Source organism: Streptomyces sp. NPDC001153 (assembly GCF_053598315.1).
This window is the reverse complement of the sequence record NZ_JBSFJZ010000044.1, coordinates 23,427-44,529: the sequence shown is the minus strand read 5'-3', so window position 1 is coordinate 44,529 and position 21,103 is coordinate 23,427. Positions and strand designations below refer to the sequence as shown.

The window sequence follows — 21,103 nt, the reverse complement described above, 5'->3', positions numbered from 1 at the left end:
GGCCGTCCGTGTTGCTCGTCACCAGCCACACCTTGTCACCGCCCGCCGCACGCGGACGATGCGGTTGTCCGAGGCCGAGGTGAAGCAGGCGCAGATCATGTGGTCCGAGGCGAAGCCGGGGGACAGGGCGATGCCCAGCAGACCGCCCTCCCCGGCCGGGGAGACCCCCGAGACCGTGCCCGGCACGGTCCTGCGGCCCGTCCTGTCGTCGATCCGGACGATCGTGCTGTCGTCGCGGGAGGAGACCAGCAGTCCGCCGCCGGGCAGCGGAGCCGGCCCCCACGGTGTGCGCAGGCCCTCGGCCACGGTGCGCAGCACCTTCACCGAGCCCTTGGCAGGGGGTGCCGGCTCGGTGGCGTCGCCGGAGGGGGCCGTGCCCGGTGCCGTACCCGTGGCCGCCGTCCTCCCGAGGCCGCCAGGAGGGCCTCCGCCGTCGGAGGAGCAGCCGGCCGTCAGCAGGAGGGCGGCCGCGGCCAACACGGCCGGTACAGCCCGTCGTTGCACGATCAGGGTCCCATCGGGGCGGTCGTCGGGCGGCAGGTGCTCCTTCTCATACACCGCCGGCCCCCGTCCGGGTTCCCGCTCCACCACGACCGATCCCGCGCACCCCGGTAGCCCCGCGCCCCTCGGCCCTCAGTCCCACGACCCCTGAGCCGCCGGCAGCCGTGACACCTCCGCGAGGTCCTCCCCGGTCAGCCGCAGGTCGCCCGCCGCCGCGTTCTCCACGGCCCACCGCTCCTGCTTGGCACCCGGCAGGGCGATCACATGGCGGCCCTGCGCCAGGACCCAGGCCAGGGCCACCTGGGCCGGGGTGACGTTCTCGCCGTGGCGGCGCGCGATGCGGCGCAGGCCCGCGACGATCGGCTGGTTGGCGGCCATCATCTCGGCCGTGAAACGGGGATGGCGGGCCCGTACGTCGTCCGGTTCGAAACCCTCGCCCGGGGTCAGCGTGCCCGTCAGGAAGCCGTTGCCCAGCGGCATCGCCGCGAGGAAACCCACGCCCCGCGCCTCGCACCACGGCAGCAGCGCCTGGAGCGCCTCGGGCGACCACACCGACAGCTCCGCCTCCACCGCGGCCACCGGGAACACCTGCTGCACCCGCTGCAACTGGCGCACCGTACCGTCGTGCAGCCCCGCCCCGGAGCGGCGGCCACCGCGCGCGCCCACCGCGCACAGGCCCAGTGCCCGCACCTTGCCGGCCCGCACCAGCTCGGCCATCGCGCCCCACGTCTCCTCGACGGGGACCTCGGGGTCGGCGCGATGCAGCTGGTAGAGGTCGATGACATCCGTCTGGAGGCGGCGCAGGGAGGCGTCGCAGGCCCGCTTCACATACCCGGGGCGGCCGTTGGCCACGACGTGCTGCTCGCCCACCAGCAGCCCCACCTTCGTGGACACGAAGGCCTCCGCGCGCCGTTCCTTGAGCACCCGGCCCAGCAGCAGCTCATTGGTGAACGGGCCGTACATGTCCGCCGTGTCCAGGAGGGTCGAACCCAGGTCCAGCGCCCGGTGCACGGTCCTGAGCGATGCGTCGCCCCGCTGCCGTGACCCGCTGTACGCCCAGCTCATCGGCATGCACCCGAGTCCGACGGCCCCCACCGCGAGCGCCCCCGCGCCGATCGTCCTGCGCTCCACCTGCTCGTGAACCTCCCTCTGCCCGGCCCCCAACCTAACCTCTGCACGCGCGCGTGCCTGACATAGCCTCCATGCCATGAGTGCTGACGTGTGGCTTCCCATAGCGCCGGAGGAGATCGAGGGCCTGCCCGAGGGGCTCCGGTACCTGTTCTGGGACGGGGGCGAGGACGGTGACCAGCCCTTTCCCGGCGACCCGGCGGACTGCGTCCTGTACGTGGTGCCGTACATGAAGCGGTGGCCGGTCAAGGTGCGTCCGCTGGAGCAGCTCACCGGCGTCCGGGTGATCCAGACCCTCACCGCCGGGGTCGACGACGTCACCTCGCGGCTGTCCGTCATCCGGCCCGGCGTCCAGCTGTGCAACGCGCGCGGTGTGCACGAGGCGAGCACCGCCGAACTCGCGCTCGCCCTGACCCTCGCCTCCCTGCGCGGCATCCCCGGCTTCGTCCGGGCCCAGCAGCAGGAGCGCTGGCAGAGTGCCTTCCACCCCGCCCTCGCCGACAAGTCCGTCCTCATCGTCGGCTACGGCGCCATCGGCGCCGCCATCGAAGACCGGCTCGCGCCGTTCGAGCTCGCGCGGGTGGCGCGCGTCGCGCGCTCTGAGCGCACCACGGCGCGCGGTCCGGTGCATCCGCTCACCGAATTGCCTTCTCTGCTTCCACACGCTGATGTCGTGATCCTCTCCACGCCCTTGACGGAGGACACGCTGGGCCTGGCGGACGCCGAATTCCTGGCGCGGATGAAGGACGGGGCGCTGCTCGTGAACGTGGCCCGCGGCCCCGTCGTGGACACCAAGGCGCTGCTCGCGGAGCTGGAGAGCGGCCGCATCACCGCGGCCCTGGACGTCACCGACCCCGAGCCGCTGCCGCCCGGACACCCGCTCTGGCAGGCCCCCGGCGTGCTCATCACCCCCCACGTGGGCGGGCCCACCTCCGCCTTCCTGCCGCGCGCCAAGCGGCTGCTCGCCGACCAGCTGACCCGATTCGTGAACCACGAGCCCCTGCGGAACGTGGTCCTGACGACAGGGGTGTAATCCGGTTCCGGCACCCTGCGCGACCCCCCGGACGCGCCCCGTACCCGCATCAGCGCTGGTCGTCACGGAGCGTAGAGAAGCTATGTCCCTGAGTGACGATCCTGGTGTATCGTCCCGACAGGGGCTGCGCCGCCTACCGTCGGCGCCGGGGATGGACATTTCAGATTTGTGAGGGGGGCGACGGGCGATGCACGGCCTATGGACGAACGATCCGACGCGGCGGAGCCGCCGACGGCGGCCCTGGCGCACGGCCGCGCGCAGACGCGGCCACCACACCAGCCACCAGCAGCGCAGGCACAACGGCCGCAGGAGGCATGCGCACCCAGCGCACCGGGACCGTCGGGACCCGGGAGCGGCGCAGACCGGGAGGCCCCGGTGAGCGCGCCGCCCTCGGTGACGACCGCCCTCGACGCGACGGTGCGCGCACCGCATCCGCAGCAGGCGCCGGCGTCCCGCCGGCCGGCCGCCGGTGAACGCACCCGCACGAGGGAGCAACTCGTTCTCGCCCTGGTCTGCGCGGCCTACGCCGTCGGGGCCGCCTTCGACTGGGGCACGGACGAACTGGCGCTGATCATGGGCGACTTCGGGCTGGCCGCCGCGGCGGGCACCGCAGCCGTCTCCTGCTTCATGTACGCCCGCAGTCCGCGCGTCCGCTTCCGCTCGGCCTGGCTGCTGTTCGCCCTCTCCTCGGCGATGGCGTCCCTCGGCAACGCGGTCTGGGGATGGTACGAGGTCGTCCTCGGCCGGCCGGTGCCCAGCCCCTCCTACGCGGACCTGTTCTTCCTGTGCTTCGCGCCGCCGGCCATCGTGGGCCTGCTGGTGCTCGCCAAACGGCCGGTGACCAAGGCCGGCTGGATCTGCCTGGCGCTGGACGCCTGGCTGATCGGCGGCTCGCTGCTCACGCTGTCCTGGAGCCTCGCGCTCGCCCAGGCGGCCCGGTTCGACGGGCCGAGCGTGGCGCACACCGCGCTGTCGCTGGCGTACCCGCTGCTCGACATCGCGCTCGTCAGCATGGTGCTCGCGCTGCACTTCCGCCGCACCCCGGGCAACCGCACCGCCGTGAACACGGCGATCGGCGCGCTCGCGCTGACCGTCATGTGCGACGCGCTGTTCACCTCGCCGCTGCTGCACAGCAGCTACCACTCCGGTCAGCTGCTGGACGCCGGCTGGTTCGCCGGTTCGCTGCTGCTCGCCTACGCCCCCTGGGCCGCGCCCCGCCGCAAGGGCGGACAGGAGGGGCACGTACCGGACGGGCACACGCGCGTGGTCCACGAACACGTGCCCGGACAGCGCGGCACGAGCCACCACCATGCGCCCGCGCCCGCCCCCGGAGGTGATCACAGCCGGTATCCGGCCGGCCGGCCGCTCACCGGCTCCCTGGCCGCCCTCACCCCGTACCTCGCCGCCGCCGTGTGCACCCTGGGCATCCTGTACAACGTCCTCAACGGGCGCCGACCCGACCATGTCGTGCTGATCACCGCGGGCGCCGTCGTGCTCGCCCTCGTCATCCGGCAGGGCATCATGCTGCTGGACAACATCACCCTGACCCAGGAACTGGCGCAGAAGGAGAACCACTTCCGCTCGCTGGTGCAGGGCTCCAGCGACGTGATCATGATCGCCGCGCCCAACGGCATCCTGCGGTACGTCTCCCCGGCCGCCGCCGGGGTCTACGGCCGCCCGGCCGAGGAACTGGTGGGCACGGAGCTGGCCGCCCTCATCCACCCGGAGGACCTGGGCTGCGTGGTGCACGAGGTGCGCCGCTTCCTCGCCGCCGACCCCCTGGAGGAACCCACCACCCGCATCGAGTGCCGCTTCCGGTCCGGCGGTGGGGGCACCGCCCGCTCGAGCGCAGCCGAGAGCGGGGGAGGCTGGCTCAACGTGGAGTCCACCGTCAACCGCCACCACGGCGGCCTGATCTTCAACAGCCGGGACGTGACCGAGCGCGTCCGTCTGCAGGCGCAGCTGCAGCACAACGCCGAGCACGACCCGCTGACCGACCTGCCCAACCGCGCGCTGTTCACCCGGAGAGTGCAGCAGGCGCTGTCCGGCCGCCGTGCCACCGACCGGGGTGCCGCCCTGCTGGGCACGGCCGTGCTCTTCATCGACCTGGACGGCTTCAAGGCCGTCAACGACACGATCGGGCACCAGGCCGGGGACGAGCTGCTCGTCCAGGCCGCCCGCAGACTCCAGGACGCGGTCCGGCAGGGGGACACCGCGTCCCGGCTGGGCGGCGACGAGTTCGCGGCCCTGATCGTCGGGGACGGCAGCCGTGACCGTGCCGCCCGGGAGCGGAACATCCTGGAGCTCGCCGACCGCCTCAGGGTGACCCTCTCCCAGCCGTACGCCATCGACGGCAGCGACGTGCGGGTCAACGCCTCCATCGGCGTCGCCTTCGCCGAACCGGGCCTCGGGGCGGGCGAGTTGCTGCGCAACGCCGACCTCGCGATGTACCGCGCCAAAGCGGCCGGAAAGGGCCGGGTCGAGCTGTACAAGCCGCAGATGCAGCAGGACGTCGTACGCAAGGCGGAGCTGGCCACCCGGCTGCGTGCCGCGCTGCACGACGGCGAGTTCGCCCTGCTGCACCAGCCGGTGGTGTGCCTGTCGACCGGCCGGATCACGGCGGTCTCCGCGCAGGCGCGCTGGCGCTCCTCGCAGGGCGTGCTGTTCACCCCGGCCGAGTTCCTGCGGGTGACCGAGGACGGCGACAAGACCGCCGAGCTGGACCGCTGGATCCTGCGGGAGGCCGTCGAGCAGGCCGCCGAGCGGGCCGCCACCGGGATCGTCGTCCCGGTGACCGTACGGACGAGCGCCCGGCGGCTGGTGGACCGCTCGATGCCGCTCGGCTCCGTGGAGGCGCTGCTGACCCGGCACGGGCTGCCGCCCGGCGCACTGGTCCTGGAGCTGTCCGACACCGATCCGCTGGTCTCCCTGGACGAGCTGGAGCGGCGGCTGACCGCGCTCAGCCGGCTCGGGGTGCGGATCGCGCTGGACGGCTTCGGCAGCGGCCACGCGGCCATCACCGCCCTCAGAAGGCTGCCCGTGGACATCCTCAAACTCGACCGCAGCCTGGTCGAGGGCGTCGTGGAGTCCGGGCGGCTGCACAAGATCACCAGCGGTCTGCTGCGGATCGCCGGCGATCTCGGCCTGCAGTCGGTGGCCGAGGGCGTGGACCTGCCGGAGCAGGTCGTCGCGCTGCGCGCGATGGGCTGCACGCACGGGCAGGGCATGGCCTTCGCGGGGCCGCTCGACGAGTACCGGCTGCGCCGGGCGCTCGGGTCCGGCCACTACCCGGTGCCGCACGCACCGGCCGAGCCGGCGTTCGCCGGGAGTGTGAGCGAGCCGAAGGGGCGCTCCGGGGTGTACACAGGGGGTGTTACGGCTGTCTTCGGAGGCGGCAGTGCCCTTCGCTCACATTCTGAGACTCCCGTCCCACCCACTTGACACGTGGTGCGCGTCGGGGGGAGGGTCAGTGCCATGCGCACCCGAATTCTCGTACTTGGACAGCGCGTCGGCTGAGCTGGGACCCACCGGAGGACGATCCGGCAACCCCAGCGACCTCACCGGCGCGCTCCCCTCGCTTGCCTTGCGGCACGAGGGGTTTTTTGTTGCACGAGTGCTTTTCGTGCAGCGCTTGAACTCCGTACAAACCTCGCAAAAACCCTCAGCATCGAGAAGAGAATGCCGATGACCGAGCAGGCCACCGGGGCCCATCCGCAGCCGCGGCCCCGATCCGGAGGACAGCAGTCCGCCCCCGTCGAGCACGTCACGGGTGCGCAGTCCCTCATCCGCTCCCTCGAGGAGGTCGGCGCTGACACGGTATTCGGCATTCCCGGCGGCGCGATCCTGCCGGCGTACGACCCCCTGATGGACTCGAAGAGGGTCCGTCACGTGCTGGTCCGCCACGAGCAGGGCGCCGGCCACGCTGCCACCGGCTATGCGCAGGCCACCGGCAGGGTCGGCGTCTGCATGGCGACGAGCGGCCCCGGCGCCACCAACCTGGTCACCCCGATCGCCGACGCCCACATGGACTCCGTCCCGCTGGTCGCGATCACCGGCCAGGTCGCCTCGAAGTCGATCGGCACGGACGCCTTCCAGGAGGCGGACATCGTCGGCATCACCATGCCGATCACCAAGCACAACTTCCTCGTCACCAAGGCCGAGGACATCCCGCAGGTCATCGCGCAGGCGTTCCACATCGCCTCCACCGGCCGCCCGGGCCCGGTCCTGGTCGACATCGCCAAGGACGCCCTCCAGGCGAAGACCACCTTCTCCTGGCCGCCCACCATGGACCTGCCCGGCTACCGACCGGTGACCAAGCCGCACGCCAAGCAGATCCGCGAGGCGGCCAAGCTGATCACCTCCGCCAGGCGGCCCGTCCTCTACGTCGGCGGCGGCGTCATCAAGGCGCACGCCACCGCCGAGCTGAAGGTCCTCGCCGAACTCACCGGAGCGCCCGTCACCACCACCCTGATGGCGCTCGGCGCGTTCCCCGACAGCCACCCGCTGCACGTGGGAATGCCGGGCATGCACGGTGCGGTCACCGCCGTCACCGCGCTGCAGAAGGCCGACCTGATCGTCGCCCTCGGAGCCCGCTTCGACGACCGCGTCACCGGCAAGCTGGACAGCTTCGCCCCGTACGCCAAGATCGTCCACGCCGACATCGACCCGGCCGAGATCGGCAAGAACCGCGCCGCCGACGTGCCGATCGTCGGTGACGCCCGCGAGGTCATCGCCGACCTGGTCCAGGCGGTGCAGAAGGAGCACAGCGAGGGCAACAAGGGCGACTACACCGCCTGGTGGAGCGACCTGAACCGCTGGCGCGAGACCTACCCGCTCGGCTACGACCAGCCCGAGGACGGCTCGCTCTCCCCGCAGCAGGTCATCGAGCGCATCGGGCAACTGGCGCCGGAGGGCACGATCTTCGCGGCGGGCGTCGGCCAGCACCAGATGTGGTCCGCGCACTTCATCCAGTACGAGAAGCCCGCCACCTGGCTGAACTCCGGCGGTGCCGGAACCATGGGCTACGCGGTCCCGGCGGCGATGGGCGCCAAGGCCGGACAGCCGGACCACACGGTCTGGGCGATCGACGGCGACGGCTGCTTCCAGATGACCAACCAGGAACTGACCACCTGCGCCCTGAACAACATCCCGATCAAGGTCGCCATCATCAACAACGGCGCCCTCGGGATGGTCCGCCAGTGGCAGACCCTGTTCTACAACCAGCGCTACTCCAACACCGTGCTGCACAGCGGCCCCGACGACATCAACCCGGAGGCCAAGGGCACGCGCGTGCCGGACTTCGTGAAGCTGTCGGAGGCGATGGGCTGCGTGGGTCTGCGCTGCGAGCGCCCGGAGGACCTGGACAAGGTCATCGAAGAGGCGAACTCCATCAACGACCGCCCGGTCGTCATCGACTTCATCGTCCACGAGGACGCGATGGTGTGGCCGATGGTCGCCGCCGGCACCTCCAACGACGAGATCATGGCCGCCCGGGACGTCCGCCCCGACTTCGGCGACAACGAAGACGACTGAGCGAGGAAGAGCAAAGAGATCATGTCAAAGCACACGCTCTCCGTCCTGGTGGAGAACACGCCGGGCATCCTCGCCCGGATCGCCGCCCTGTTCTCCCGCCGGGGCTTCAACATCGACTCGCTCGCGGTCGGCGTCACCGAGCACCCCGACATCTCCCGCATCACCATCGTGGTGGGTGTCGAGGACCTGCCGCTGGAGCAGGTGACCAAGCAGCTCAACAAGCTCGTCAACGTGCTGAAGATCGTCGAGCTGGAGCCCGGTCAGGCCGTGCAGCGCGAACTCGTCCTGGTGAAGGTCCGCGCCGACAACGAGACCCGCTCCCAGATCGTCGAGATCGTCCAGCTGTTCCGCGCCAAGACCGTCGACGTCTCCCCGGAGGCCGTCACCATCGAGGCCACCGGATCCAGCGAGAAGCTGTCCGCCATGCTCAAGATGCTGGAGCCGTTCGGCATCAAGGAGCTGGTGCAGTCCGGCACGATCGCCATCGGCCGCGGCGCCCGTTCGATCACGGACCGCTCGCTGCGCGCCCTCGACCGATCCGCTTGAGGCTGAAGTACGGCTGAAACCGGGCGGTCGGCGACACGCCGTCCGCCCGGATGCCGAGACCCCGAGACTTCCCTTCCCCTCACCGTCATACGGTGGGACGCACAACCTGCACACCAAGGAGAGAACCCAAAGTGGCCGAGCTGTTCTACGACGCTGACGCCGACCTGTCCATCATCCAGGGCCGCAAGGTCGCGGTCATCGGCTACGGCAGCCAGGGCCACGCCCACGCGCTGTCGCTGCGTGACTCCGGTGTCGACGTCCGTGTCGGTCTGCACGAGGGCTCCAAGTCCAAGGCCAAGGCCGAGGAGCAGGGCCTGCGCGTGGTGACGCCGTCCGAGGCCGCCGCCGAGGCCGACGTCATCATGATCCTGGTGCCGGACCCGATCCAGGCCCAGGTCTACGAGGAGTCCATCGCCCCGAACCTGAAGGACGGCGACGCGCTGTTCTTCGGCCACGGCTTCAACATCCGCTTCGGCTTCATCAAGCCCCCGGCCGGCGTGGACGTCTGCATGGTCGCACCGAAGGGCCCGGGCCACCTGGTGCGCCGTCAGTACGAGGAGGGCCGCGGCGTTCCGTGCATCGCGGCCGTCGAGCAGGACGCCTCCGGAGGCGCCTTCGCGCTGGCCCTGTCGTACGCCAAGGGCATCGGCGGCACCCGCGCCGGCGTCATCAAGACGACCTTCACCGAGGAGACCGAGACCGACCTGTTCGGCGAGCAGGCCGTCCTCTGCGGTGGTACGGCCGCGCTGGTCAAGGCGGGCTTCGAGACCCTGACCGAGGCCGGCTACCAGCCGGAGATCGCCTACTTCGAGTGCCTGCACGAGCTGAAGCTGATCGTGGACCTCATGTACGAGGGCGGCCTGGAGAAGATGCGCTGGTCCATCTCCGAGACCGCCGAGTGGGGCGACTACGTCACCGGCCCGCGGATCATCACCGACGCCACCAAGGCCGAGATGAAGAAGGTCCTCGCCGAGATCCAGGACGGCTCCTTCGCGAGGCAGTGGATGGACGAGTACCACGGCGGCCTGAAGAAGTACAACGAGTACAAGAAGCAGGACTCCGAGCACCTGCTGGAGACCACCGGCAAGCAGCTGCGCAAGCTGATGAGCTGGGTGAACGAGGAGGCGTAAGCCTCATGTCGGGGGCCGGGGCGTGCTGCTCCGGCCCCCTTCGTCCATCCGGGGCGAAACCTCCGTACAAAATGGAGTTGCCCGTCCGGGTGATCCTTCCGTGGAGGCGCATTCCGCCCGCCGCCACGCCACTAGACTGCTGCACAAACACGCGTCAGGCCCACAGCGTCGTGCGTCTTCCGCGGCTAGCCCCCCTCCTCCGCCTGCGGCCGTCGGGACGGCCGTCCGCATGCTCTGGACTTGTGAGGACCTCACGTGAGCTCGAAACCCGTCGTACTCATCGCTGAAGAGCTGTCGCCCGCGACCGTGGACGCACTCGGCCCGGACTTCGAGATCCGGCACGCCAACGGAGCAGACCGAGCCGAACTGCTCCCCGCCATCGCCGACGTGGACGCGATCCTGATCCGTTCCGCCACCAAGGTCGACGCCGAGGCCATCGCCGCGGCGAAGAAGCTCAAGGTCGTCGCCCGCGCCGGCGTCGGCCTGGACAACGTCGACGTCTCCGCCGCCACCAAGGCCGGCGTGATGGTCGTCAACGCCCCGACCTCCAACATCGTGACCGCCGCCGAGCTGGCCTGCGGTCTGATCCTCGCCTCCGCCCGCAACATCCCGCAGGCCAACGCCGCGCTGAAGAACGGCGAGTGGAAGCGCAGCAAGTACACGGGCGTCGAGCTGGCCGAGAAGACCCTCGGTGTCGTCGGCCTCGGCCGCATCGGCGCCCTGGTCGCCCAGCGCATGTCCGCCTTCGGCATGAAGGTCGTCGCCTACGACCCCTACGTCCAGCCCGCCCGCGCCGCCCAGATGGGCGTGAAGGTCCTCTCCCTGGACGAGCTGCTGGAGGTCTCCGACTTCATCACCGTCCACCTGCCCAAGACCCCCGAGACCCTCGGCCTCATCGGCGACGAGGCGCTGCGCAAGGTCAAGCCGAGCGTGCGCATCGTCAACGCCGCGCGCGGCGGCATCGTGGACGAGGCGGCGCTGTACGCGGCGCTGAAGGAGGGCCGGGTCGCCGGCGCCGGCCTCGACGTGTACGCCAAGGAGCCCTGCACCGACTCCCCGCTGTTCGAGCTGGACCAGGTCGTGTGCACCCCGCACCTCGGTGCCTCCACCGACGAGGCCCAGGAGAAGGCGGGCATCGCGGTCGCCAAGTCCGTCCGTCTCGCCCTCGCCGGCGAGCTGGTGCCGGACGCGGTGAACGTCCAGGGCGGTGTCATCGCCGAGGACGTCAAGCCGGGTCTGCCGCTCGCCGAGCGCCTCGGCCGGATCTTCACCGCGCTCGCCGGTGAGGTCGCGGTCCGCCTCGACGTCGAGGTCTACGGCGAGATCACCCAGCACGACGTGAAGGTGCTGGAGCTGTCCGCGCTCAAGGGCGTCTTCGAGGACGTCGTCGACGAGACGGTGAGTTACGTCAACGCGCCGCTGTTCGCCCAGGAGCGTGGCGTCGAGGTCCGGCTGACCACCAGCTCCGAGTCGCCCGAGCACCGCAACGTCGTCACCGTGCGCGGCACGCTCGCGGACGGCGAGGAGGTGTCGGTCTCCGGCACGCTGGCCGGCCCGAAGCACGTCCAGAAGATCGTCGCGGTCGGTGACTACGACGTCGACCTCGCCCTCGCCGACCACATGCTCGTCCTGCGCTACGAGGACCGCCCCGGTGTCGTCGGCACCGTCGGCCGCATCCTCGGCGAGGCGGGCATCAACATCGCCGGCATGCAGGTCGCTCGCGCGGTCGCCGGCGGCGAGGCGCTGGCCGTGCTCACCGTCGACGACACGGTGGGCTCCGCCGTGCTGGCCGAGGTTGCTTCCGAGATCGGCGCCACTTCGGCTCGGTCGGTGAACCTGGCCTGAGTCGTTTCCCCCGCGAACGCCGGGCGGGCTGACTTTCGTCAGCCCGCCCGGCGTTCTTTCGTGCCCTATGAGTCGTCCCGCACCTCGATCCTCCGCAAGGACACCGCCGCTCCCACCGCCGCCAGCGCCACCAGCACCGCGCCGGCGATCGCCGCGCCCTGCATCCCGCTGGTGAAGGCCTCGCGGGCCGTGGCGAGGAGGGACTGGCCGGCCCGGCCGGGCAAGTGGGCGGCCGTGGCGAGGGCGTCGCCCAGGGTCTCGCGGGCCCCGGCCGGGGCGGTGGCCGGCATCTCGTGGCGGTAGACCGCCGTGCCGATCGAGCCGAGGACCGCCATGCCGAGCGCGCCGCCGAACTCGGCGCTGGTCTCCAGCAGGGAGGAGGCCGTGCCCGCCCGCTCCACCGGGGCGCCGCTCATGGCCAGGTCGGTCAGCTGGGAGACGATCGCGACCATCCCGCAGGCGAGGACGCCGGCCCCGGCGAGGGCCTGCCACAGCGAGTCGGTGCCGACGAGGGCGAGCATCGAGTAACCGGCCGCCATGGCCGCGAAGCCGCCGGCGACGACGTACCCCCGGTTGACGCCCCGCTGGACGAGCTGGGCGGTGACCGGACCGGCGAACCCGATGAACACCGAGGGCAGCAGGCTCCACAGGGCCGCCGACAGCGGGCTCTTGCCGAGGACCGACTGCAGGTACTGCGTGGTGAAGACGGCCGAGCCCATCATGGCGAGGCTCGCGACCAGGTTCAGGACCAGCGCCGGGGTGAAGCCGTGGCCCTTCAGCAGGGCCGGCGGGATCAGGGGGGAGGAGCTGGTGCGCTGGCGGTGGACGAACAGGGCCGCGAAGAGCAGGCCGACGGCGGTCGAGACGACGTACAGCGGGTGCCAGCCCTCGGAGGGGATCTCCTTCAGGCCGTAGATCACGGGGAGCACGGCGGCCAGCGACAGCGGCACGCTCAGCCAGTCGAAACGCCCGGGGTCCGGGTCCCTGGACTCCGGCAGCAGCACCGGGCCGAGAAGCAGGAGCAGGGCCATGGCGGGCAGGTTGACCAGGAAGACCGAGCCCCACCAGAAGTGCTCGACCAGGATGCCGCTCATCACGGAGCCGAGCGCGATACCGCCGGTCATGACGCCGGACCACAGCCCGATTGCCTTCGCACGCTGGGCAGGGTCGGTGAACATCGTGCGCAGCAGCGCCATGGTGGACGGCATCAGGGTCGCACCGCCGAGACCGAGGACCGCGCGGGCCGCGATCAGGGTCCCGGCGCTGTCGGCGTAGGCCGCGAGCAGCGAGGCGCCGCCGAAGGCCGCCGCACCCGTCAGGAGGAGCCTGCGGCGGCCGATGCGGTCGCCGAGGGAGCCCATGGTCATCAGCAGGCCCGCCAGGACGAAGCCGTAGACGTCGAAGATCCACAGCTGCTGGGTGCCGCTCGGGTGCAGGTCGGCGCTGATCGCGGGGGTCGCGAAGTAGAGGACCGAGACGTCCATCGAGACCAGCAGCAGCGGCAGCATCAGCACGCCCAGGGCGGTCCACTCGCGGCGCCCGGCGCGGGCGGGGGCGGCGCTCTCGGCGCCGACGGAGGCGGTTGTGCTCGTCGAGTTCGTCATGCCGGAGACTGTACGCCCGTCTTAAACGCTTGTATAGAACGAGCGTATAAGTCGTTCGTCTAGGACGTACGTATGGACCGGCGGTAGGGTGGCCGGCATGGGACACCGTGAGGATCTGCTCGAAGGCGCCAAGCGCTGCCTGATGGAGAAGGGGTTCCTGCGTACGACCGCGCGGGACATCGTCAAGGAGTCGGGGACGAACCTGGCGTCGATCGGCTACCACTACGGCTCGAAGGACGCGCTGCTGGTGCAGGCGTACATCGCGCTGATCGAGGGTGTGGGGGAGAGCTTCGACCCGGACCTCGGCGGTACGGTGACGCAGCCTCCCGGGTCCCTGGAGCGCTTCCAGGAGGTGTGGACGAGCATCATCCGCACGGTGCCCGAGTCACGGGCGATCTGGCTGCTGAGCTTCGAGCTGATGTTCCAGGGCGACGACCGGATCGCGGAGGTGCGCAAGCTGCTCGCCGAGGCGCAGAAGACGGGTCGCTCGGGGCTGGTGTCCCTGTTCAGCGGCATCCCGGAGGCCGACCTCGACGAGGAGTCCGCCGAAACCGAGGGCCGTTTCTACATGACCCTCCTCAACGGCCTCATGGTCCAGTGGCTCTTCGACCCGGACACGGCGACCACCGCGGAGCAGCTCACCGAGGGTCTCCGGCGGATCGTCGGCGGGGCCGCGGCGGGCTGATCCGGCTCTCCCGCACGCGCGGCACCGCAGACCGCCACGCCCGCCGGCACGCGGATTGCGGCCGCCCGCCGGGCAGGAGAGATTGGCCTCATGCGTGACGCCGAGGTGGCGGTGCTGATCGTCGGCGGCGGACCGGTCGGGCTCACCGTGCGGGCGCTGCTGGAGCGCTGGGGCGTATCCGCCCTGCTCGTCGAGCGGCACACCGAGCTGTCGCCGTTCCCCCGGTCCCGGCTCGTCAACGTGCGCTCGATGGAGATCTTCCGCGGGCTCGGGCTCGCCGGCCGGATCACCGCCCGCGCCTTCGCGCCGCGCTACGGACGGGTCCGCTTCCGCGACACCCTCAGCGGCGCCGACTTCGCCTCGGCGGCGATGGCCGGGGTGCACGCGCCGGTGCCGGAGAGCCCCGCGCTCGGCGTGTGCACCTCGCAGGACCGGCTGGAACCGGTGCTGCTCGACGCGGCGGACGCGCCGGTGCGGTTCGGTGTCGAACTCATCGGCCTGACCGAGGAGTTCGGAGGTGTCACAGCGCGGCTCACCGATCACCGCACCGGAGCCGAGGGGCGGATCCGGGCCCGGTACGTCCTCGCCGCCGACGGCGCGCACTCCACCGTCCGGGACCTGCTGGACATCGGCACCGCCGGCCCCGGTGCGCTGGGCGGTGTCACCACCGTCGTCTTCGACGCCGACCTCGACCGCTGGTGTGCCGACCGGCCCGCCGGGGTCTACTTCACCGCGCGGGGGTCCTTCACGCCGCTCTACCCCGAAGGGGGCTGGGCCTGGTTCGGCCCCACGCCCGAGAACGCCGACGGCACCGACTGGGGCGGCCTCGTCGCGGCGGCCCTCGGTCCCGGCACCGCCGTACGGCCGGAGGTGCTGCGCGTCCAGCACTGGGTGATGGAGGCACGCGTCGCCGAACGCCTCCGGCACGGCCGGATCCTGCTGGCCGGCGATGCCGCGCACGCCGTCCCCGTCATCGGTGGCCTGGGTATGAACGCCGGCGTGGCCGACGCGCACAACCTCGCCTGGAAACTGGCGGGCGTGCTCCAGGGCTGGGCCGGACCCGGCCTGCTGGACACCTACGAGGCCGAGCGGCACCCCGTCGCCCGCGAGACACTCCGCCAGGCGGTGGCCAACGCCCGGCTGCTGCGCGAGGTGCAGGACCGCCGGCGCGCACAGCTGCGGGCGGGGGACGTGGTGCCGGACCAGGTCCAACCGCCCTGGGCGGACCGGTACTTCGCACAGCTGGGCCTGGTGCTCGGCGTCGCCTACCGCTCGGCCGCCGTCCTCACGGCCACCGATGCCCCGCCCGAGCCACCGGAGCCCGGCACGGACTACACGCCCACCGTGCGGCCGGGCCACCGCATGCCCCACCTCTGGCTCACCGGCGACCGCTCGGCCCTCGACACCCTCGGCGCGTGGTTCACCCTGCTCACCCCGGACCCCACGCGCTGGGCGCCCCCCACCGCCGTACCCGTGCCGCTGCACATCGAGCCCCTGGCGCGCGAGCACACCGAGTCGTACGCCCTCGGTCCGCACGGCGCGCTCCTCGTCCGCCCGGACGGCCACATCGCCGCCCACTGGCCCGACGGCCCGCGCACCCCGGGCACCCTCACGGAGGCGCTGACCGCGCTCACGGGTGCGCGTGACCAGGCTGGGAGGCGATGGTCCGGAACGTCCCGCAGCGGAGGCAGCGCCGACGCAACCTGATCCGGCCGTACGACGGCGCTACAGCCGAGCCCGCTTCAGCGCCATGTGCAGCAGCAGCCGGTCCTCGCCGTCGTCCAGGTCCAGGCCGGTCAGCTGCTCGACCCGGGAGAGGCGGTAGTACAGGGTCTGCCGGTGGATGCCCAGTTCGGCGGCCGTACGGCCGGCCTGGCCCGCGCAGTCGAGGTAGACCTCGGCGGTGCGGGCCAGTTCCCGGTGGGCGGGGGAGAGCAGGGGGCCGACCACGGGATCGTGCGCGGCCTGCGGCGGCAGCGCGGTGAGCAGCCGGTACGGCCCGATGTCCGCCCACCGCGCGACGGGCCCGAACCGCGGCTCGGCCAGCGCGGCGCGCGTGGCGGCGGCCGCCTCCTGCCAGACCGTGCCCAGCTCGGCGAGGCCGCTCCGGGGATCACCGACCCCGGCGGCACATCCGGCGCCGCGGCCTGTTCCCGTGAATCCCGCAGCGGCCACCGCGGCCGCCCGCGCCCCGGCCCCCCGCGCCGCGTCACCCACCGCCGCCACCCCGGCCCCAGCTCCCGCCCCGATCCCGCGTGCCGCTCCCGCCCCGCTCCCGCCTCCCCGCCCGGCTCCTCCGCCGGCCCCCGCGTCGCGCGCCGTCTCTCCCGCGGCCCCGCCTCCCCGCCCCGCGGCTCCCGGCGCCCCGGCCCCCCGGCCCGCACCCGTCGCACCACCACGACCCCCCTCGGCCTCCTTCAGCAACCGCGAAGCCGCCGCCAGTGCGGGGGTGGTCACCTCCGTGGTCCGCAGGCGCACCAGGAGCGCGAGGCTCTGCTCCGACGTGCCCCAGGGGAGGGTGCACAGGGCGACGGCATGGGGGACCGCGCGGGCGGCGGGGGCGTCGTCGGGGTCGGCCGAGGGCCAGGGGGCCACGCAGACGAGGGTGAGCGGGCCGTCGGCGCGGGGGCCGAGCGCGGTGCGCAGTTCCGCCACCGCCATGTCCTGCTGCCAGCCGTGCTCGGCGGTGAGCACCGCCCGCAGCTCCCGGCTCAGCCCGGCCCCGGCCTCCGCCTCGTCGGCCAGCAGCGCGCCGATCCGGCCCGCCACCTCCATCGCGGCGGTCAGCTGGGTGTCCGTCGGCCCGGGGTCGCCGTCCACCAGCCAGACGTAGCCGAGGACGACACCCCGATGGCGTACCGGGAGGCAGATACGGCCGCGATACACGCCCGCCTCCGGGCTCGGCGGGATCCGTACGGGGCCGGTCGCGCGGGTGATGCCGAAGCCCTCGAACCACGCCCGGACCGTGGCCGTGGAGCGCCGGGTCAGGATCGAGCGGGTGCGCACCGGGTCCAGCGCGGAGGGATCCAGCTCGCCCTCGCTGTCGTACGCCCCGAAGGCGATCAGCTCGAAGTCGCGGTTCTCCAGGGTCGCCGGGACCCCGAGCAGCTCCGAGATCTCGTCCACCAGCTCCTGGTAATCGCCCTTGAACGCCTTGAAATCCGCCGCCACTCGGGCATTCTCCCTCATTTTCCGGCGGCCTTCATACACTTGTCTGAGATCCCGTGCACGGATGCGTGACAGCTGTCGATGGCCCACGATCGGAGAGATCCTTAGGTTTCACGGTGGTTCTCCGTGCCGTACCCGAATCGTTGGGTGATGGCCGATTTCGTGCTTGTCTGTGGAGGTGCCCCGTGCTGGGTCCCGTGATTCTCGCCGCGTCGCGCAGCGACCGGATGCGACGCCTGATCTCGGCGGCCCCGGTGACCAAGCAGGTCGTCGACCGCTTCATCCCCGGCGAGACCGTGGCCGACATCGTGCCGATCATCAAGGACCTGACGGCCAGGGGCCTGGAGCTGACGATGGACGTCGTCGGCGAGGACATCACCACCCCCGAGCAGGCCACCGCCGCCCGGGACGCCTATCTGCTGCTGATCGACCACCTCAAGGACCTGCAGCTCGGCGAGCGGGTCGAGATGTCGGTCAAGCTGTCCATGTTCGGCCAGGCGCTGCCCGGTGGTCACGAGCTCGCCCTCGCCAACGTCCGCCCGGTCGTCGAGGCCGCCGCCGCCATCGGTACGACCGTGACGCTGGACGCCGAGGACCACACCACCCTCGACTCGATGTTCGCCATCCACGAGGAGCTGCGGAAGGACTTCCCGCAGACCGGCTGTGTCATCCAGGCCTACCTCTTCCGCACCGAGGCCGACGCCCGCCGCCTCGCCGCCGCCGGCAGCCGCGTCCGCCTGGTCAAGGGCGCCTACAAGGAGCCCGCCGAGGTCGCCTACCAGCAGAAGCACGAGATCGACAAGGCGTACGTCCGTATTCTGCGGATCCTGATGGAGGGCGAGGGGTACCCGATGATCGGGTCGCACGACCCGCGCCTGATCGCCATCGCCCAGGAGCTGGCCCACAAGGCCGGCCGCAAGCTGGACGAGTACGAGTTCCAGATGCTGTACGGCATCCGCGGCGACGAGCACCTGCGCCTGGCCGCCGAGGGCCACCGCATGCGCGTCTACACCGCCTACGGCACCGACTGGTACGGCTACTTCATGCGCCGTCTGGCGGAGAAGCCCGCGAACCTGCGCTTCTTCCTCCGCTCGATGGTCAGCAAGGGCTGAGTCCGAACACCCGCTCACGTACAAGGAGTTACGGAACCCATGGACGCTGTGACCCAGGTCCCCACCCCGGTCAACGAGCCGGTGCACGGCTACGCCCCCGGCTCGCCCGAGCGCACCCGGCTGGAGGCCAAGCTCAAGGAGCTGGCCGAGAACCCGATCGACCTGCCGATGACCATCGGCGGCGAGAAGCGGATGGGCGGCGGCGAGCCGTTCCAGGTGGTCCAGCCGCACAACCACAAGGCCGTCATCGGCACCGGCCGCCACGCCACCCAGCAGGACGCGCGGGACGCCATCGACGCCGCCCTGGGCGCCGCCCCGGCCTGGCGCGCCATGTCCTTCGACGACCGCGCCGCGATCATCCTGCGCGCCGCCGAGCTGCTCGCCGGCCCCTGGCGCGAGACGATCGCCGCCTCCACCATGCTCGGCCAGTCGAAGACCGCGCAGCAGGCGGAGATCGACAGCCCCTGTGAGCTGGTCGACTTCTGGCGCTTCAACGTCCACTACGCCCGCCAGATCCTCGCCGAGCAGCCCCCGGCGAACTCCCCGGGCGTGTGGAACCGCCTGGACCACCGCCCGCTGGAGGGCTTCGTCTACGCGATCACGCCCTTCAACTTCAGCGCCATCGCGGGCAACCTGCCCACCGCGCCCGCGCTGATGGGCAACGTCGTCGTCTGGAAGCCGTCCCCGACGCAGACCCACGCCGCCGTCCTGCTGATGCAGCTGCTGGAGGAGGCCGGTCTCCCCAAGGGCGTCATCAACCTGGTCACGGGTGACGGCATCGAGGTCTCCAAGGTCGCCCTGGAACACCGCGACCTGGCCGGTATCCACTTCACCGGTTCGACCAAGACCTTCCAGTACCTGTGGAAGACGGTCGGCAACAACATCGAGAAGTACCGCTCCTACCCGCGTCTGGTCGGCGAGACCGGCGGCAAGGACTTCCTGGTCGCCCACCCGAGCGCCGACCGCGCGGTGCTGAAGACCGCCCTGACCCGCGGTGCCTTCGAGTACCAGGGCCAGAAGTGCTCCGCGACCTCCCGGGCGTACATCCCGGCGTCGATCTGGAACAGCGGCTTCAAGGAGGAGTTCGCGGCCGAGGTCGACTACCTGACCATGGGTGACGTCACCGACCTGTCGAACTTCATCGGCGCCGTGATCGACGACCGTGCCTTCGCCAAGAACAAGGCCGCGATCGACCGCGCCAAGGAGGACCCGGCCTGCACGATCGTCGCGGGCGGCAGCTACGACGACTCGGTCGGCTACTTCGTCCGCCCGACGGTCGTCGAGTGCTCCGACCCGGAGAACGAGGTCTTCCGCACCGAGTACTTCGGCCCGTTCCTCGCCGTGCACGTCTACGAGGACGAGAAGTACGACGAGATGCTGACCCAGATGGAGTCGGTGTCCGACTACGCGCTCACCGGTTCGGTCATCGCGGGCGACCGTGCCGCCGCCGCCTACACGATGGAGAAGCTCCGCTACGCGGCCGGCAACTTCTACATCAACGACAAGTCGACCGGCGCCGTCGTCGGCCAGCAGCCCTTCGGCGGCGGCCGTGCCTCCGGCACCAACGACAAGGCCGGCGCCCCGCAGAACCTGCTGCGCTGGACCCTGACCCGCGCCATCAAGGAGACCCTGGTCCCGCCGACCGACTACTCCTACCCGCACATGGGCTGATCCCCAGCCCCCGTGAACACGGGCCGGCAAGCCTGACCTCTGAGCAGGCCTGCCGGCCCGTTCCCATCCGTGGACGGTCCCTCGCTCAGCAGTCGGGGTGAGACGATGGCGCCATGGTCGTCCGACTGCGTCTGGCCCACACCGCCGACCTCGAACCCGCCGAACTCGACGCCGCCCGCGCCCTGTTGGACGAGGCGTTCGACGGGAACTTCTCCGACGACGACTGGGATCACGGGCTCGGCGGGATGCATGTGCTCCTGCAGGACAGGGGCGGGCTCGCCGCGCACGGGTCCGTGGTGATGCGGCGCATCCGGCATGGGGGGCGCTGGCTGCGCACCGGGTATGTCGAGGCCGTCGCCGTACGGCCGGACGCGCGGCGCACCGGGCTGGGCGGGCGGGTGATGGCCGAGCTGGAGCGGGTGATCGACCGGGCCTACGACCTCGGCGCGCTCTCCGCGAGCCAGGAGGGGGCCCTGCTGTACGCGGCCCGGGGCTGGCAGCGGTGGGCCGGGCAGGTGCACGCCCTGTCGCCGGACGGGATCGTACGGCTGCCGGAGGAGGAGGGGGGCGTCCATGTGCGGCCCGCGCTCGCCGGGCCGCTGGACCCCGGCCGGGAGCTGGTCCTCGACTGGCGGGACGGGGACATCACCTGACGGTTCGCCGGCGTCCCGGTGGACGGGCGGGGCGTCCGGGTGTTGTACCGGCTGATCGTGCCGACCCCGCCCTCACCCGAACGCACGAAAGGCCAGCTCAGAGCGGTGTGACGGGGTCCGCCGTCTCAGATAGTAGGAAGTCCGAGTAATTGTGCAGACAGGAGCGGGCCGCTCCCTTAGTTTTGTAGGAGCCGAACGTCTCGCTCGATCAAGCGAATGGCGGTCGTGAGCCGGGCCCCGTGCAGGCAACCCCTGCGGCCCTCGGCTCCCCGCCCCCTCCGGCGTCTCGCAATCTCTCATTGCCGTGCTCCGTGTTTGCCGAAGGAGTCGATTCCCATGGCCGAGACGACCGTCCGCCGCCGCGTCCGCCACGTGACCCGCACGAGCGAGTCCGACCGCAAGAACGCCGCCGCCGCCCTCCAGCGCGCCCTGGACCGCCGCGACAACGGCGGCGCGACCGGCCACTGAGTCCTCGCACGACGCCGTTCGGGCCGT

General features: G+C 71.7%; 15 protein-coding genes and 1 pseudogene. 12 read left to right on the top strand and 4 right to left on the bottom strand.

Annotated elements, in window-relative coordinates; all coding sequences use genetic code 11:
- Positions 1-48: 48 nt before the first annotated feature.
- Both ACWDEN_RS37470 and ACWDEN_RS37465 read right to left on the bottom strand, forming a co-directional pair.
- Positions 49-510, bottom strand: a pseudogene (locus tag ACWDEN_RS37470) (PQQ-dependent sugar dehydrogenase); the annotation flags it as partial.
- A gap of 123 nt (positions 511-633) precedes the next feature.
- Positions 634-1,632, bottom strand: coding sequence for an aldo/keto reductase (locus ACWDEN_RS37465; RefSeq protein WP_351618785.1), 999 nt, complete (start codon positions 1,630-1,632; stop codon positions 634-636).
- A 76-nt stretch (positions 1,633-1,708) separates the two neighbouring features.
- Here ACWDEN_RS37465 and ACWDEN_RS37460 point away from each other — a divergent pair, with 76 nt between their 5' ends.
- The 6 genes from ACWDEN_RS37460 (at position 1,709) to serA (ending at position 11,715) form a co-directional block, all read left to right on the top strand.
- On the top strand, positions 1,709-2,662 hold the full coding sequence (locus tag ACWDEN_RS37460; protein WP_351618788.1) for a 2-hydroxyacid dehydrogenase: 954 nt from the start codon (positions 1,709-1,711) through the stop codon (positions 2,660-2,662).
- A gap of 375 nt (positions 2,663-3,037) precedes the next feature.
- Positions 3,038-6,103, top strand: a complete 3,066-nt coding sequence (locus tag ACWDEN_RS37455) for a putative bifunctional diguanylate cyclase/phosphodiesterase (RefSeq protein WP_450862386.1) — start codon at positions 3,038-3,040, stop codon at positions 6,101-6,103.
- 243 nt (positions 6,104-6,346) lie between these two features.
- Positions 6,347-8,194: an acetolactate synthase large subunit gene (locus tag ACWDEN_RS37450; protein WP_351618794.1), complete on the top strand. Its 1,848-nt coding sequence runs from the start codon at positions 6,347-6,349 to the stop codon at positions 8,192-8,194.
- Positions 8,195-8,215: 21 nt separating this feature from the next.
- Complete coding sequence (ilvN, locus tag ACWDEN_RS37445; protein ID WP_055708145.1) at positions 8,216-8,740, top strand: acetolactate synthase small subunit; 525 nt, start codon at positions 8,216-8,218, stop codon at positions 8,738-8,740.
- 131 nt (positions 8,741-8,871) lie between these two features.
- Positions 8,872-9,870, top strand: a complete 999-nt coding sequence (ilvC, locus tag ACWDEN_RS37440) for a ketol-acid reductoisomerase (protein WP_351618796.1) — start codon at positions 8,872-8,874, stop codon at positions 9,868-9,870.
- Between the two features lie 255 nt (positions 9,871-10,125).
- Entirely contained in the window at positions 10,126-11,715 is a 1,590-nt protein-coding gene (gene serA / locus ACWDEN_RS37435; protein WP_351618799.1) for a phosphoglycerate dehydrogenase, read from the top strand.
- Between the two features lie 65 nt (positions 11,716-11,780).
- On the opposite strand, the gene ACWDEN_RS37430 is transcribed toward serA, so the two are convergent.
- Positions 11,781-13,319, bottom strand: coding sequence for an MFS transporter (locus tag ACWDEN_RS37430; protein WP_351618802.1), 1,539 nt, complete (start codon positions 13,317-13,319; stop codon positions 11,781-11,783).
- A gap of 97 nt (positions 13,320-13,416) precedes the next feature.
- Here ACWDEN_RS37430 and ACWDEN_RS37425 point away from each other — a divergent pair, with 97 nt between their 5' ends.
- Complete coding sequence (locus ACWDEN_RS37425) at positions 13,417-14,004, top strand: TetR/AcrR family transcriptional regulator (RefSeq protein WP_351618804.1); 588 nt, start codon at positions 13,417-13,419, stop codon at positions 14,002-14,004.
- A gap of 90 nt (positions 14,005-14,094) precedes the next feature.
- The gene (locus ACWDEN_RS37420) at positions 14,095-15,711 is read left to right on the top strand and encodes an FAD-dependent monooxygenase (protein ID WP_450862383.1); all 1,617 of its coding nucleotides are present in this window, start codon (positions 14,095-14,097) and stop codon (positions 15,709-15,711) included.
- Between the two features lie 18 nt (positions 15,712-15,729).
- Here ACWDEN_RS37420 and ACWDEN_RS37415 read toward each other — a convergent pair whose 3' ends face one another.
- Complete coding sequence (locus tag ACWDEN_RS37415; protein ID WP_450862381.1) at positions 15,730-17,193, bottom strand: PucR family transcriptional regulator; 1,464 nt, start codon at positions 17,191-17,193, stop codon at positions 15,730-15,732.
- Between the two features lie 164 nt (positions 17,194-17,357).
- On the opposite strand from ACWDEN_RS37415, the gene ACWDEN_RS37410 reads away from it, so the two are divergent.
- The 4 genes from ACWDEN_RS37410 (at position 17,358) to ACWDEN_RS37395 (ending at position 21,076) form a co-directional block, all read left to right on the top strand.
- The gene (locus tag ACWDEN_RS37410; RefSeq protein WP_351617008.1) at positions 17,358-18,284 is read left to right on the top strand and encodes a proline dehydrogenase family protein; all 927 of its coding nucleotides are present in this window, start codon (positions 17,358-17,360) and stop codon (positions 18,282-18,284) included.
- 39 nt (positions 18,285-18,323) lie between these two features.
- The gene (pruA, locus tag ACWDEN_RS37405; protein ID WP_351617006.1) at positions 18,324-19,955 is read left to right on the top strand and encodes an L-glutamate gamma-semialdehyde dehydrogenase; all 1,632 of its coding nucleotides are present in this window, start codon (positions 18,324-18,326) and stop codon (positions 19,953-19,955) included.
- 113 nt (positions 19,956-20,068) lie between these two features.
- Positions 20,069-20,608, top strand: coding sequence for a GNAT family N-acetyltransferase (locus ACWDEN_RS37400; protein ID WP_450862378.1), 540 nt, complete (start codon positions 20,069-20,071; stop codon positions 20,606-20,608).
- Positions 20,609-20,944: 336 nt separating this feature from the next.
- Complete coding sequence (locus tag ACWDEN_RS37395; RefSeq protein ID WP_086701751.1) at positions 20,945-21,076, top strand: hypothetical protein; 132 nt, start codon at positions 20,945-20,947, stop codon at positions 21,074-21,076.
- The last annotated feature ends 27 nt before the right edge of the window (positions 21,077-21,103 follow it).

Bases quoted from the DNA above. Each gene is read 5' to 3' on its own strand.
- ACWDEN_RS37395 (WP_086701751.1), top strand. From the start codon at position 20,945: ATGGCCGAGACGACCGTCCGCCGCCGCGTCCGCCACGTGACCCGCACG.
- ACWDEN_RS37450 (WP_351618794.1), top strand. From the start codon at position 6,347: ATGACCGAGCAGGCCACCGGGGCCCATCCGCAGCCGCGGCCCCGATCC.
- ACWDEN_RS37460 (WP_351618788.1), top strand. From the start codon at position 1,709: ATGAGTGCTGACGTGTGGCTTCCCATAGCGCCGGAGGAGATCGAGGGC.
- ilvN (WP_055708145.1), top strand. From the start codon at position 8,216: ATGTCAAAGCACACGCTCTCCGTCCTGGTGGAGAACACGCCGGGCATC.
- ACWDEN_RS37400 (WP_450862378.1), top strand. From the start codon at position 20,069: ATGGTCGTCCGACTGCGTCTGGCCCACACCGCCGACCTCGAACCCGCC.
- ACWDEN_RS37420 (WP_450862383.1), top strand. From the start codon at position 14,095: ATGCGTGACGCCGAGGTGGCGGTGCTGATCGTCGGCGGCGGACCGGTC.
- ACWDEN_RS37430 (WP_351618802.1), bottom strand. From the start codon at position 13,319: ATGACGAACTCGACGAGCACAACCGCCTCCGTCGGCGCCGAGAGCGCC.
- pruA (WP_351617006.1), top strand. From the start codon at position 18,324: ATGGACGCTGTGACCCAGGTCCCCACCCCGGTCAACGAGCCGGTGCAC.
- ACWDEN_RS37415 (WP_450862381.1), bottom strand. From the start codon at position 17,193: ATGAGGGAGAATGCCCGAGTGGCGGCGGATTTCAAGGCGTTCAAGGGC.
- ACWDEN_RS37425 (WP_351618804.1), top strand. From the start codon at position 13,417: ATGGGACACCGTGAGGATCTGCTCGAAGGCGCCAAGCGCTGCCTGATG.